The organism is Stenotrophomonas sp. YJH_SMC_64, assembly GCF_059371375.1.
Genome location: NZ_JCAFUN010000002.1, coordinates 1 through 12,758, shown reverse-complemented (window position 1 = coordinate 12,758; position 12,758 = coordinate 1). Strand labels below are relative to the sequence as shown.

The following is a 12,758-nucleotide window of genomic DNA, read 5'->3' as shown; positions in this document are numbered from 1 at the left end:
CGGCATTCGTTTTGTCGCCCCCTCTCCAGACAGGTAACCGGTCCGACCATGAGCACGATCCGCAGCATCCACGCCCGTGAAATCCTCGACAGTCGTGGCAACCCCACGCTGGAAGCCGAAGTCATCCTGGAGGACGGTTCGTTCGGTCGTGCCGCGGTTCCCTCCGGCGCCTCGACCGGCACCAAGGAAGCGGTCGAGCTGCGTGACGGCGACAAGACCCGTTACCTGGGCAAGGGCGTGCGCAAGGCCGTCGACAACGTCAACACCACGATTGCCGCCGCGCTGAAGGGCTTTGAGGCCACCGACCAGGCCGGCCTCGACCGTCGCCTGATCGACCTTGACGGCACCGAGAACAAGGGCCGCCTGGGTGCCAACGCGCTGCTGGGTGTTTCGATGGCCGCTGCGCACGCCGCCGCCGCATCGAACAAGCAGGCGCTGTGGCAGTACCTGGCCGCCAGGACCGGCGTGACCCCGTCGCTGCCGGTGCCGATGATGAACATCATCAACGGCGGCGCGCACGCCGACAACAACGTCGACTTCCAGGAATTCATGGTGTTGCCGGTCGGCTTCACCTCGTTCTCCGAAGCGCTGCGTGCCGGTACCGAAATCTTCCATTCGCTGAAGTCGGTGCTGAAGGGCCACGGCCTGAGCACGGCGGTCGGCGACGAAGGCGGCTTTGCTCCGGACTTCCGCAGCAACGTCGAAGCGCTGGACACCATCCTTGAAGCGATCGGCAAGGCCGGCTACACCGCCGGTGAAGACGTGCTGCTGGGCCTGGACGTCGCCTCCAGCGAATTCTTCGAGAACGGCAAGTACAACCTGGTCGGCGAGAACAAGCGCCTGACCTCCGAGCAGTTCGTCGACTTCCTCGCCGACTGGGCCGCGCAGTACCCGATCATCACGATCGAAGACGGCCTGGCCGAGAACGACTGGGCTGGCTGGAAGCTGCTGACCGACCGCATCGGCAAGAAGGTGCAGCTGGTCGGTGACGACCTGTTCGTGACCAACCCGAAGATCTTCCAGGAAGGCATCGACTCGGGCACCGCCAACGCGATCCTGATCAAGGTCAACCAGATCGGCACCCTGAGCGAAACCCTGGAAGCGATCGCCATGGCCGACCGCGCCGGTTATGCCGCGGTGGTCTCGCACCGTTCGGGCGAAACCGAAGACACCACCATCGCCGACATCGCAGTGGCTACCACCGCCACCCAGATCAAGACCGGTTCGCTGTGCCGCAGCGATCGCGTGGCCAAGTACAACCAGCTGCTGCGCATCGAGGAAGCCCTCGGTGCCGGCGCGCGTTACGCCGGTCGTGACGCGTTCGTTTCGCTGAAGCGCTGAGCCGATGCGCGACTGGCGCTGGATGCTGCTGGTGCTGGCCCTGCTGCTGGGCTGGCTGCAGTACCGCTTCTGGTTCGGTCCGGGCAATTCGGGCGAAGTGATGATGCTCGAAGCCCAGGTCGCCAACCAGGAGCGGGACAATGAGGGTCTGCAGCAGCGCAACGACGCGCTCGCTGCCGAAGTGAAGGACCTCAAGGAAGGCCAGTCCGCCATCGAGGAGCGCGCACGCAGCGAGCTGGGCATGATCAAGCCCGGCGAGAAGTTCTATCGTGTGGTCGAGGATGCGCCGGTCCACCCGGCGCAGCCTGCGGCAGGTGTCAGTGCGCAGGTTGGCGACCACCCGGCGGACGTGCCATGAGTGCGGCCATCTGGGTCGTGGTTCCGGCTGCGGGCCGTGGCACCCGCTTCGGCGCGCCGTTGCCCAAGCAATACCTGCAGGCAGGGGGACAGATCCTGCTTGCCCATACCCTGGACGCCCTGCTGGCGCACCCGGCCGTGGCCGGGGCGATGGTGGTGATCGGCCAGGACGACGCCGACTGGCCCGGCTGGAACGAGTGGGCGGGCAAGCCGGTGCTGACCTGCATCGGTGGCGCGACCCGTGCCGCTTCGGTGCTGGCTGGCCTGCAGGCGCTGCCGGAGACGGTGCGCGCTGATGAGTTCGTACTGGTCCACGATGCCGCGCGGCCGAACCTGTCGCCGGCCGATCTCGGCCGCCTGCTTGAAGTCGGTCGTACCGACCCGGTGGGGGCGATCCTGGCCGCACCGGTACGTGACACGCTCAAGCGTGCAGGCGACGACGGTGGCATCGATGGCACCGAGCCGCGTGAGCGCCTGTGGCGTGCACTGACCCCGCAGCTGTTCCGCCGCCACCAGCTCAGCCGCGCGCTGTCCGACGCCGCTGCCGCCGGTGTTGAAGTCACCGACGAGGCGATGGCCATGGAGCGCCAGGGCCAGCGCCCGCTGCTGGTAGAAGGCAGCGAGGACAACTTCAAGGTCACCACCCCGGCCGATCTGGACCGGTTCGAATTCGTACTTTCCCGCCGCGCCGGCTGACCGTCCGCGTGGCCCTGCTGCAAGGGTTGCATCCATGAGCACCGCACCGTTCCCGCCCGTCCGCATCGGCCAGGGCTACGACGTCCATGCCTTCGGCGAAGGCGATCACATCATGCTTGGCGGCGTGAACGTTCCACACAGCTGTGGCGTGCTTGCGCACAGCGATGGCGACGTGATCCTGCACGCCTTGTGCGATGCGATGCTCGGTGCGCTTGCGCTGGGCGACATCGGCCAGCATTTCCCACCCAGTGACGACCGCTGGAAGGGCGCCGACAGCAGCGACTTCGTGCGTCATTGCGACAGCCTGCTGCGCGAGCGCGGCTGGCGCGTCGGCAACACCGACATCACCGTGATCTGCGAGCGGCCGAAGGTTGGCCCGCATGCGCTGGCGATGCGTGAGCGCATCGGCGGCCTGCTGCAGTTGCCGCTGGATGCGGTCAGCGTCAAGGCCACCACCTCGGAAAAGCTGGGCTTCACCGGCCGTGGTGAAGGCATTGCCGCACAGGCGGTCGTGTTGCTGGTGGCGGCATGATTCCGCTGCCGTTGGCATTTGGTGCGCCGTTGTTGACGGCGCGCATCCGCACCACGCCAGACGATTTCCAGGTTGACGAGCTGCCGGCCTTCGAGGCCACCGGCGAAGGCGAGCACCTGTTGCTGCACATCCGAAAGCGCGGTGCCAACACCGTGCATGTGGCCAAGGTGCTGGCCAAGTGGGCGGGCCTGCCGGAAATGGCGGTGAGTTACGCCGGCATGAAAGACCGCCACGCGGTCACCACCCAGCGTTTCAGCGTGCACCTGCCCAAGCGCATTGCGCCGGACTTGGCCGAGCTGGCCAGTGACGAGATCGAAGTGCTCGAAGCGACCTGGCACAACCGCAAGCTGCAGCGTGGCGCACTGGCCGGCAACCGCTTCAAGCTGGTCCTGCGCGAGGTGCAGGGCGATGCCGCAGCGATCAGCGAACGCCTGCAGCAGATTGCCGGGCGCGGCCTGCCGAACTGGTTTGGCGAGCAGCGCTTTGGCCGCGACGGCGGCAACGTGCCGGCGGCACTGGCGATGTTCGGTGGCCGCCGCATGCGCAAGGACCAGCGTTCACTGCTGCTGTCTGCCGCCCGATCGGCGCTGTTCAACCGCGTGCTGGCTGCGCGCGTGGAGCAGGGCAACTGGGATCAGCCACTGGACGGCGAGGTGTGGATGCTGGACGGCAGCCGCAGCGTGTTCGGCCCGGAGCCGTACACCGACGTGCTGGCCGAGCGCCTCGCGCGGTTCGACATCCATCCCAGCGCACCGCTGTGGGGCGAAGGCGAGCTGCGCAGCACCGAAGCGGCACGCGAGCTGGAGCTGGCCGCGCTCGACGACGAGGAATCGAAGGCACTGCGGGCCGGCCTGGAAGACGCGCGCCTGAAGCAGGAGCGCCGCGCGCTGCGCCTGCGCCCCGCGTTGTTGCAGCACCAGTGGCTGGGCGATGACGTGCTGGAGCTATCGTTCGCGCTGCCGCCGGGCTGCTACGCCACCGCCGTGCTGCACGAGCTCGGCCCGGTCGAAGACGCCTCGCAGGCCTGAGCAGGGCGCGCGGTAGAGTCGACTGTCAGTCGACTTGCGCGCGCAGCGCGGGGTATTCGCTTGCCGCTGGAAGAGCAGTCGACTGACAGTCGACTCTACCTGGACTCATGGCGTCCCCTTTTTTCAGCGCCGCGCCAGCAGCACCAGCACCGCGCCGGTGCCGCCTTGCCCGGTCGGCGCCGAATGGAATGCCAGTACGTCGTTGCGCAGCCGCAGCAGGCGGTCGACCAGGTTCTTCAGTACCGGTGCACCGCCGTCGGACTGCAATCCCTTGCCGTGGATGATGCGCACGCAGCCATACTCGTGTGCATGCGCTTCCAGCAGGAACTGGCGCAGCAGCGTCTCCGCCTGCGCGGCGGTGGCGCCATGCAGGTCCAGTTCGTCCTGCACCGAATACTGGCCACGCTTGAGGCGCTGGAACAGGCGAGGTGGCAGGTTGTCGCGGCGATAGCTGGCCACGTCGCCGGCTTCCAGTGGCGTGCTGTCGCGCAGCAGCCGGGCGAACTCGCCGGCGGCTTCGGCCTCGTCACGTTCGGCCATGCGCGCGCGCGGCTTCGGCCGGGGCGCAGCCGGTGCCGGCTCGGCATCCTTGCGCAGCGGCGTCACTTCGCCGATGGCCGCGCGGAACAACGCGGCCGGATCTTCGTCTTCAGGGTGCGACATGCGCACAGGGTAAACCGCTGGCGCAGGTCTGCCTATGACGGTTCGATGTCGGCCGTGACCGCCGGCAGGGTAGGACCGGCGGCTCGCATGCGGCACAATAGACGATGCCCTTGCAGGGTCGACGGCTTCCGCAGGGGAGTACGACGGTCCCGCCCACACTGCACGGTGATGGAATCGAATTCTTGGAAAATCAAGCGGTTAAATCGAAGATGCGAATCCTGGTCAGTAACGACGATGGCGTCGACGCCGCAGGCATCCGGATGCTTGCTTCGGTGCTGCGTGAGGCCGGTCACGAAGTCACGGTGGTCGCGCCCGACCGCGATCGCTCCGGCGCCAGCAATTCGCTGACCCTGGACCTGCCGATCCGCCTCAAGCGCATCGACCATTACACCGTCTCGGTGGCCGGTACCCCGACCGACTGCGTGCACCTGGCGCTGACCGGGCTGCTCGAGTTCGAACCCGACATTGTCGTGTCCGGCATCAACAACGCCGCCAATCTCGGCGATGACGTGATCTATTCCGGCACCGTCTCGGCGGCGATGGAAGGTCGCTTCCTCGGCCTGCCGGCGGTGGCGGTCTCGCTGGTTACCCGCAACCACGATCCGAAACACTTCGAGACCGCCGCGCGCGCTGCGGTGGAGATCGTCGCCCGGCTCAAGGCCGATCCGTTGCCGGCTGACACCATCCTCAACGTCAACGTGCCGGACCTGCCGTGGAACGAGGTCAAGGGCTTCGAGGTCACCCGCCTGGGCAACCGCCATCGTGCAGAAGGCTGCATCGCGCAGAAGGACCCACGCGGCAACGAGGTGTACTGGATCGGCCCGGCCGGTCGTGAGCAGGACTCCGGCCCCGGCACCGACTTCCACGCGGTGCGCACCGGGCATATCTCGATCACCCCGATCCAGGTCGACCTGACCCGCTACCAGGCACTGGAGAAAGTGGCCAGCTGGGTCGGCGGCCTCAGCGCCGCGCTGGACCAGCCGGCATGAGTCCACGCCTGCGCCTGCAACCGGAAGCCGTCGGCATCGGCATGACCTCGCAGCGTGTGCGCGACCGCCTGGTCGATCGCCTGCGCGAGGCTGGCATCGTCGACGAGTCGACCTTGAATGCGATCCGGGTGGTGCCACGTCATCTGTTCATCGACGAAGCGCTTGCGTCACGCGCCTACGAAGACACCGCCCTGCCGATCGGCCACGGCCAGACCATCTCGCAGCCGTGGGTGGTGGCGCGCATGACCGAAGCCGTGCTGCAGGTCTCGCCGAAGAAAGTGCTGGAGGTCGGTACCGGCTCCGGCTACCAGGCCGCCGTGCTCGGCGCGCTGGGCCTGGAGATCTACACCGTCGAACGCATCGGCGACCTGCTGCGACAGGCGCGCAAGCGCTTCCGTGCGCTGGGCATGAATATCCGCACCAAGCATGATGATGGCCGCGCGGGCTGGGCCGAGCACGGCCCGTTCGATGCCATCGTCGTCACCGCCGCGGCGCCTGCACTGGTCGATGAACTGGTCGGGCAGCTGGCCGAGGGCGGCCGCCTGGTGGCGCCGGTCGGCGGGCCGGGTGGGCAGTCGCTGGTGCAGCTGGACCGCAGGGCTGACGGCAGCATCGAACAACGCGTGCTTGCGCCGGTCACCTTTGTGCCGCTGCTGTCCGGCATGCTCGACTAATCCACGGAGCAGGGTTGCATGAAGATTTTCGGGCCGCTGTACGAGCGGGCGATGAAGTGGGCGGCGCACGAACGCGCGCCGACCTACCTGACGGTGTTGAGCTTCTTCGAGGCGATCATCTTTCCGGTGATGCCGGAAGTGATGCTGGCGCCGATGTGCGTGGCCCAGCCGAAACGCGGCTGGTGGTTCGCCACCCTCAGTCTGGCCGGCTCGATGGTCGGCGCGCTGATTGGCTATGCATTGGGTCATTACGCCTTCGAAGCGATCAAGCCGTTGTTCGAAGCACTGGGCATGCTGCCGGCCATCGAGCAGGGCATCACCACCGTGCAGGCCAAGATGGCCGAGTCGCCGTGGGCGGTGTTCACCTTCCTGGTGCTGGGCGGCTTCATGCCCATCCCGATGAAGGTCTTCACGTGGGCATCGGGTATCGTCGGCGTGCCGATGCCGCAGTACCTGTTGAGCATGCTGATCGGTCGCGGCAAGCGCGTGTTCGTGCTGGCTGCGGTCATCCGTATCGGTGGTGCGCGTGCTGAAGCGGCACTGCGTCGCTGGATTGAACCGCTGGGCTGGATCGCCACCGCGTTGGTGGTGGTGCTGATCGCCTGGCTTGTATGGAGGTCGAAGTTCGCATGAATCCTGATCGTCTGAGCAAGGGAGTGCGCATCGGCGCGCTGGCGTTGCTGGTTTCCACCCTGGCCGCCTGCGGCACCGCAACCGTGGTTCGTCCTGGTGGTGGCAGCACCGGTGGCGGTGTGACCACGCCGAAGACCTCGGTGCCCAAGCCCGGGCAGACCGTGGTGGTGCGCAAGGGCGATACCATCTATGCGCTGGCCCGCATCCATGACATCACCCCGGCCGACCTGATTGCCTGGAACAGCCTGGACAACCCCTCGACCATCCATCCGGGGCAGGTGATCCGACTGTATCCGGCCGGTGCCAGCGGCGGCCGCGCGCCGACCACGGTGGTCACCCCGCCACGCTCGGGTGGCAGCAGCGGCGGCAGCACCACATCGACCCCGGCCCCGGCGCCGGTGGGTCCGGTGAAGAGCAACATCGCTTGGCGCTGGCCGGCCGATGGCGCGATCGTCGGTCGCTACGTGGCCGGTGACGCGACCAAGCAGGGCGTGGACATCGCCGGTACCAGCGGCCAGCCGGTCAAGGCCACCGCCAACGGTGTGGTGGTGTACTCCGGCGCCGGCCTGGTTGGCTACGGCGAGCTGATCATCATCAAGCACAGCGACCAGTGGCTGTCGGCCTATGGCCACAACCGCAAGCGCCTGGTGAATGAAGGGCAGAGCGTGAAGGCCGGTGAGCAGATCGCCGAGATGGGCCGCACCGGTGCGAACCGCGACATGGTCCACTTCGAGATCCGTTACAACGGTAAGCCGGTGGACCCGCAGCAGTACCTCCCGGCACGCTGATCGTCGATTCGCCATCTGGGCGGATCCCCGGCCCGGCGCAGCGCGCCGGGCGTTCGCCAACGGTGCGGCCCATGGGCCGCAAACACCGCCGGCTCACCCGCTACAACGGCAAGCCGGTGGACCCGCAGCAATACCTGCCGGCGCGTTGAGACTGTGGGATCGGGTGGCGCCGGGCAATGCTCGGCGTTGCCGACCTGTAGCGTCGAGCCATGCTCGACTCGCTGTACGCTGGCCGCCGTGGGTGGCCATTTGCGACCATGAGTGGCGCATCTCAAGCTTCCCGGCGAGCCAGGGAAGCGGCATGCTTCAACGGCCCCCCCACTCCGGTGCCGCATGTCTCGCCCAACAGCCCTTTTCGTGCTGCTCATCGTCGCGCCATTGGCGGCCGCCGCCAGCAGCGATCCACGTGACGTGGTCACCCGCCTCTACGACGCCATCCAGGCACCGACGTCGAACGAAACGGCCATTTCCCCGCTGCTGGGTGAGGCCCTCCGCTCAGCCATCGCTGGGCAGCGTGCATATGAACAGGCCTGCACCGCACTGGCGGCGCCTGATGAAAAGCCGCACATGCTGGACCAGAGCCCGTATCTGCTGGCGCCGGATCGACCGGAAACGATATCCGTGGGAATGCCCGGATCGAGCGGTGACGCCACCTGGATCCATGTCGACATGGCCGTGGGCGACTATCGCTGGACCGACCGGGTCCTGCTGCAGCGGCAGGACCGGGACTGGAAGGTCATGGATATCCGCTGGGGGCAGGGCGGCAACCTGATTGGCCGGCTCAAGGCGTTCTCGGCATTCCGCTGCACACCTTCGCGCAGCTAGCCGGGAGCCACCCGGCGACTCGAACTCAGCCTTCCAGAATGAAGGCGGCGGCGACCTTGCGGCCTTCGCCGGCCAGGATGTTGAAGGTGCGCGCGGCGGCTGGATTGTTCATCACTTCCAGACCGATGCCGCGTGACAGGCAGGCGGCCATCACCACCGCCGGCGGGAACACCTGACGGTCACCCGTGCCGAGCACGATCAGCGCCGGATTCAGCGCCAGGATCGGCTCCAGGTCAGCCAGCTGCAGCGCAGTGGCGCTCACCACCGGCCATTGCGTGACCAGCTGGTCCGGGGTCAGGAAGAAACTGCTGCCCAGCGCCTGGTCATTCACCTTGGCCGAGCGGCCATCGGCGGCACGGAGGCTATAGGCGTAATCCGGCGGTTCGTGGTTCAGCTGCATGGCAGTAGGGCGATCAGCCGCGCGGCAGCACGATCTGGCGCTGTTCCTTGCTCGGGCGGTACAGCACGGCGACGTGGCCGATGCGCTGCACCAGCGCGCTTTCGGTGGCTTCGACGATCTCGCCGATCATCACGTCACGGGCGTCGCGGTCTTCGGCAGCGACCTTCACCTTGACCAGCTCGTGGCGCTCCAGCACTTCGTTCAGCTCAGCGATGAAGGCCGGGGTCACACCCTTGCCGCCGGTCTGCAGCAGGGCCTTCAGGTCGTGGGCTTGGCCGCGCAGGAAACGGGTCTGGGAGGCGGTCAGGGCGATGGACATGCAGGAAAACACGGTTGAATGGGGCGATCAGGGTATCATGAGGACCCCATCAGCCCCTATTTTCAATGGCTACCCGCAGCAAAAGCAGCCAGCGCTGGCTCAAGGAACACTTCTCCGACCCCTTCGTGAAGAAGGCCCAGGCCGAAGGCATGCGCTCGCGCGCCGCCTACAAGCTCGAAGAGCTGCTGGAACGTGACCGGTTGCTGAAGCCGCACATGGTGGTGGTCGACCTCGGTGCCGCCCCGGGCGGCTGGTCTCAGCAGGTGCGGAGACAGATCGGCGACACCGGTCGCGTGCTGGCGCTGGACATCCTGGACATGCCGCCGCTGGCCGGCGTGGAGTTCCTTCATGGTGACTTCAGGGAAGAAGCCGTCCTATCGCAGTTTGAAGCCATGCTCGGGGATCAGCCGGTAGACCTTGTGCTGTCGGACATGGCCCCCAATAAGAGTGGTGTAGGCGCGGTCGACCAGCCGCGGATGATGCACCTGGCGGAGCTGGCCCTGGATTTTGCCGACAACCACCTGAAGACCGGTGGGGCGTTCCTGATCAAGCTGTTCCAGGGTGAAGGCTTTGACGACTACGTGCGCGACATGCGCCGCCGGTACGACAAGGTCTCCATCCGCAAGCCGGAAGCGTCGCGCAAGCGCTCTCCCGAGGTGTATGCCTTGGGTCAGGGAAAACGCGCCCACATGAAGTAAGCTCGCAACGTACGCAAGTTCGACCCCAACGCAACGCCAGCACTGAGAGGAACACCGGAGCCAATGAGGATGAACGACTTGACCAAGAACCTCCTGCTATGGGTGGTCGTCGCCGTCGTGCTGATGGTGGTCTTCCAGAGCTTCTCGCCGAAGTCCTCCGGGGCCGGCGCGCAGGGCGCGTCCTACTCGCAGTTCCTGGACCAGGTGGACAGCGGCAACGTGCAGAAGGTCGCCTTTGGCGGCGACATGCGTGGCGGCACCAGCCAGCTGACCTACACCACCCGCGGTGGGCAGTCGTCCACCATCACCGCGCCGTTCGATCGTGACCTGATCAACGTGCTGCGTACCAAGAACGTGGAGATCGTGCAGGAGGAGCCGTCCAGCGGCATTTCCCTCGGCGCGATCCTGATGAATTTCCTGCCGGTCATCCTGATCATCGGCTTCTGGTTGTTCATCATGCGCCAGATGCAGGGCGGTGGCGGCGGTGCCAAGGGCGCGATGTCCTTCGGCAAGTCGCGCGCCAAGCTGCAGGGCGAAGACCAGATCAAGGTCACTTTCGCCGACGTCGCCGGCTGCGACGAGGCCAAGGAAGAAGTGGGCGAACTGGTCGACTTCCTGCGCGACCCGTCCAAGTTCACCAAGCTGGGCGGCAAGATTCCGCGCGGCGTGCTGATGGTGGGCCCGCCGGGTACCGGCAAGACGCTTCTGGCCAAGGCCATCGCCGGCGAAGCCAAGGTGCCGTTCTTCTCGATCTCGGGTTCGGACTTCGTGGAAATGTTCGTCGGCGTCGGCGCCAGCCGCGTGCGTGACATGTTCGAGCAGGCCAAGAAGCACGCGCCGTGCATCATCTTCATCGACGAAATCGACGCCGTCGGCCGCCACCGTGGCGCCGGCCTGGGCGGCGGTCACGACGAGCGCGAGCAGACCCTGAACCAGCTGCTGGTCGAAATGGACGGTTTCGAGGGTGGCGAAGGCGTGATCGTGATCGCCGCGACCAACCGTCCCGACGTGCTGGACCCGGCGCTGCTGCGCCCGGGCCGTTTCGACCGCCAGGTCGTGGTCGGCCTGCCGGACGTGAAGGGCCGCGAGCACATCCTCAAGGTCCACATGCGCAAGCTGCCGCTGGCTGACGACGTCGAGCCGATGGTGATCGCGCGTGGTACCCCGGGCTTCTCCGGTGCGGACCTGGCCAACCTCTGCAACGAGGCGGCCCTGTTCGCCGCGCGCGGCAACGAGAAGGAAGTCCGCATGGACCACTTCGACCGTGCCCGCGACAAGATCCTGATGGGTGCCGAGCGCCGCTCGATGGCCATGAGCGAGGACGAGAAGACCCTGACCGCGTACCACGAGGCCGGCCACGCCATCGTCGGCCGCCTGGTGCCCGAGCACGACCCGGTCTACAAGGTCACCATCATTCCGCGCGGCCGTGCGCTGGGTGTGACCATGTACCTGCCGGAAGGCGACAAGTATTCGATGAACCGCGTGGCGATCCAGTCGCAGCTGTGCTCGCTGTACGGCGGCCGCGTCGCCGAAGAGCTGATCTTCGGCGAGGACAAGGTCACCACCGGCGCCTCCAACGACATCGAGCGTGCCACCAAGATGGCCCGCAACATGGTCACCAAGTGGGGCCTGTCCGAGCAGCTCGGCCCGATCGCCTATGGCGAAGAGGACGACGAGGTGTTCCTGGGCCGTTCGGTCACCCAGCACAAGAGCGTGTCCAACGACACGGCGCGCCGGATCGACGAAGAAGTGCGCAACATCCTCGACAAGGCCTACGCCCGCACGACCCAGCTGCTGACCGAGAACATCGACAAGCTGCACGCGATGTCGCAGCTGCTGCTGCAGTACGAGACCATCGACGCGCCGCAGATCGACGCGATCATGGAAGGCCGCGATCCGCCGCCGCCGGCGGGCTGGAGCAAGTCGAACAAGGATGGTGGCAACGACAAGGGCGGCGACGCCCGTCCGCTGCCGCCGATCGCAGGCCCGGCCGAATCGCACTGACGGCCCGCTGCAGGTGACACCAGACGAGGCCGGGGCAACCCGGCTTCGTCGTTTCCGGGCCACTGGCCCATCCCGAAGATCCGATCTGACGCTGGAGCCCGCATGTCCGCCCCGAAGCCCGAACCGATTTCCCACACTGCCGAAATGGTGATCGCCACCGTGGTCGGCGTGGGTGTGGGCCTGGGGGCCGACAACCTGCTGCTGGGCTGCGTGGTGGGTATCGGGGTCGGCATCGTGCTGAGCATCGCCAAGACCCTGTACGTGGACCGCAAGCGCCGCCGCCGTTGAGGGGGTGTCGGCAGGGCTTCGCCCTGCACCCGTAGTAGTGCCGGCCGCTGGCCGGCAACCTCAACAGCAACAGCGACAGCGGCATTCCGTGGTTTGGCGGGGCGGTGTGGGTTAGCAGGACACGCCGTAAACCCGTCCCTGGGGGCTCGATGGCGCCATCCATGGCGCCAACGGTCCTGCCAGCCCACACCGCCCCACCTCTGACAGATTCCTGCTGCTGTTGGTAGGTGTCGACCTTGGTCGACACGGTAGATCCACGCCATGCGTGGATGCATTTCGATTCCAATTCGAAATATTCGATTCCGATGGAGATTCATCCACGCATGGCGTGGATCTACTGCAGATCGCGGAGATCTGTCGAAGGCGGGGCGGGTCCGGTTGCGGGGGCGTGAGCCGCATGGATGCGGCGACCGAGCCTTATCTGATGAAAATCTGTCAGCGTAGGTGTCGAGAGCCGGCGTGGGCCGCCGTACGAGCCTGGATCTCGACGATCGCCATGTAGCTTGGCGCCCACGCCGGAATC

The 12,758-nt window shown here is 66.7% G+C and carries 16 protein-coding genes; 13 read left to right on the top strand and 3 right to left on the bottom strand.

What is annotated here, in order from left to right; translation table 11 throughout:
• The first annotated feature begins 48 nt into the window (after window positions 1-48).
• The 5 genes from eno to truD are packed head-to-tail and all read left to right on the top strand — an operon-like array spanning window position 49 to window position 3,954.
• Entirely contained in the window at window positions 49-1,341 is a 1,293-nt protein-coding gene (gene eno / locus AC5P9L_RS01680; protein ID WP_005409002.1) for a phosphopyruvate hydratase, read from the top strand.
• Between the two features lie 4 nt (window positions 1,342-1,345).
• Entirely contained in the window at window positions 1,346-1,699 is a 354-nt protein-coding gene (gene ftsB / locus AC5P9L_RS01675; RefSeq protein ID WP_005412924.1) for a cell division protein FtsB, read from the top strand.
• Window positions 1,696-2,394 (top strand): 2-C-methyl-D-erythritol 4-phosphate cytidylyltransferase, encoded by a 699-nt coding sequence (ispD, locus tag AC5P9L_RS01670; protein ID WP_005409004.1) that lies wholly within the window; start codon window positions 1,696-1,698, stop codon window positions 2,392-2,394. Before ftsB ends, ispD begins: the two co-directional genes overlap by 4 nt.
• Before the next feature lie 34 nt (window positions 2,395-2,428).
• Window positions 2,429-2,926 (top strand): 2-C-methyl-D-erythritol 2,4-cyclodiphosphate synthase, encoded by a 498-nt coding sequence (gene ispF / locus AC5P9L_RS01665; RefSeq protein ID WP_005409005.1) that lies wholly within the window; start codon window positions 2,429-2,431, stop codon window positions 2,924-2,926.
• A complete protein-coding gene (gene truD, locus AC5P9L_RS01660) occupies window positions 2,923-3,954 on the top strand; it encodes a tRNA pseudouridine(13) synthase TruD (protein ID WP_005409006.1) in 1,032 nt (343 codons plus the stop codon). Before ispF ends, truD begins: the two co-directional genes overlap by 4 nt.
• Before the next feature lie 123 nt (window positions 3,955-4,077).
• Here the strand turns inward: truD and AC5P9L_RS01655 are convergent, their stop codons facing one another.
• Window positions 4,078-4,617 (bottom strand): Smr/MutS family protein, encoded by a 540-nt coding sequence (locus AC5P9L_RS01655; protein WP_005409007.1) that lies wholly within the window; start codon window positions 4,615-4,617, stop codon window positions 4,078-4,080.
• Window positions 4,618-4,826: 209 nt separating this feature from the next.
• On the opposite strand from AC5P9L_RS01655, the gene surE reads away from it, so the two are divergent.
• From surE to AC5P9L_RS01630, 5 genes are all read left to right on the top strand, one after another.
• The gene (surE, locus tag AC5P9L_RS01650; protein WP_005409008.1) at window positions 4,827-5,606 is read left to right on the top strand and encodes a 5'/3'-nucleotidase SurE; all 780 of its coding nucleotides are present in this window, start codon (window positions 4,827-4,829) and stop codon (window positions 5,604-5,606) included.
• The gene (locus tag AC5P9L_RS01645) at window positions 5,603-6,280 is read left to right on the top strand and encodes a protein-L-isoaspartate(D-aspartate) O-methyltransferase (protein WP_005409009.1); all 678 of its coding nucleotides are present in this window, start codon (window positions 5,603-5,605) and stop codon (window positions 6,278-6,280) included. Before surE ends, AC5P9L_RS01645 begins: the two co-directional genes overlap by 4 nt.
• An 18-nt stretch (window positions 6,281-6,298) precedes the next feature.
• Window positions 6,299-6,913, top strand: coding sequence for a YqaA family protein (locus tag AC5P9L_RS01640; protein WP_005409010.1), 615 nt, complete (start codon window positions 6,299-6,301; stop codon window positions 6,911-6,913).
• Complete coding sequence (locus AC5P9L_RS01635; RefSeq protein ID WP_076739961.1) at window positions 6,910-7,701, top strand: peptidoglycan DD-metalloendopeptidase family protein; 792 nt, start codon at window positions 6,910-6,912, stop codon at window positions 7,699-7,701. Before AC5P9L_RS01640 ends, AC5P9L_RS01635 begins: the two co-directional genes overlap by 4 nt.
• Before the next feature lie 333 nt (window positions 7,702-8,034).
• On the top strand, window positions 8,035-8,526 hold the full coding sequence (locus tag AC5P9L_RS01630) for a hypothetical protein (protein ID WP_088431984.1): 492 nt from the start codon (window positions 8,035-8,037) through the stop codon (window positions 8,524-8,526).
• Between the two features lie 25 nt (window positions 8,527-8,551).
• Here AC5P9L_RS01630 and AC5P9L_RS01625 read toward each other — a convergent pair whose 3' ends face one another.
• Both AC5P9L_RS01625 and yhbY read right to left on the bottom strand, forming a co-directional pair.
• Window positions 8,552-8,926: an Mth938-like domain-containing protein gene (locus AC5P9L_RS01625; protein WP_005412930.1), complete on the bottom strand. Its 375-nt coding sequence runs from the start codon at window positions 8,924-8,926 to the stop codon at window positions 8,552-8,554.
• A 13-nt stretch (window positions 8,927-8,939) separates the two neighbouring features.
• Window positions 8,940-9,245: a ribosome assembly RNA-binding protein YhbY gene (gene yhbY, locus AC5P9L_RS01620; protein WP_004152868.1), complete on the bottom strand. Its 306-nt coding sequence runs from the start codon at window positions 9,243-9,245 to the stop codon at window positions 8,940-8,942.
• 65 nt (window positions 9,246-9,310) lie between these two features.
• On the opposite strand from yhbY, the gene rlmE reads away from it, so the two are divergent.
• From rlmE to AC5P9L_RS01605, 3 genes are all read left to right on the top strand, one after another.
• Complete coding sequence (gene rlmE, locus AC5P9L_RS01615; RefSeq protein ID WP_005409014.1) at window positions 9,311-9,943, top strand: 23S rRNA (uridine(2552)-2'-O)-methyltransferase RlmE; 633 nt, start codon at window positions 9,311-9,313, stop codon at window positions 9,941-9,943.
• Between the two features lie 69 nt (window positions 9,944-10,012).
• The gene (ftsH, locus tag AC5P9L_RS01610) at window positions 10,013-11,947 is read left to right on the top strand and encodes an ATP-dependent zinc metalloprotease FtsH (RefSeq protein WP_005409015.1); all 1,935 of its coding nucleotides are present in this window, start codon (window positions 10,013-10,015) and stop codon (window positions 11,945-11,947) included.
• Window positions 11,948-12,049: 102 nt separating this feature from the next.
• The gene (locus tag AC5P9L_RS01605; protein WP_005409016.1) at window positions 12,050-12,235 is read left to right on the top strand and encodes a hypothetical protein; all 186 of its coding nucleotides are present in this window, start codon (window positions 12,050-12,052) and stop codon (window positions 12,233-12,235) included.
• Window positions 12,236-12,758 lie beyond the last annotated feature (523 nt).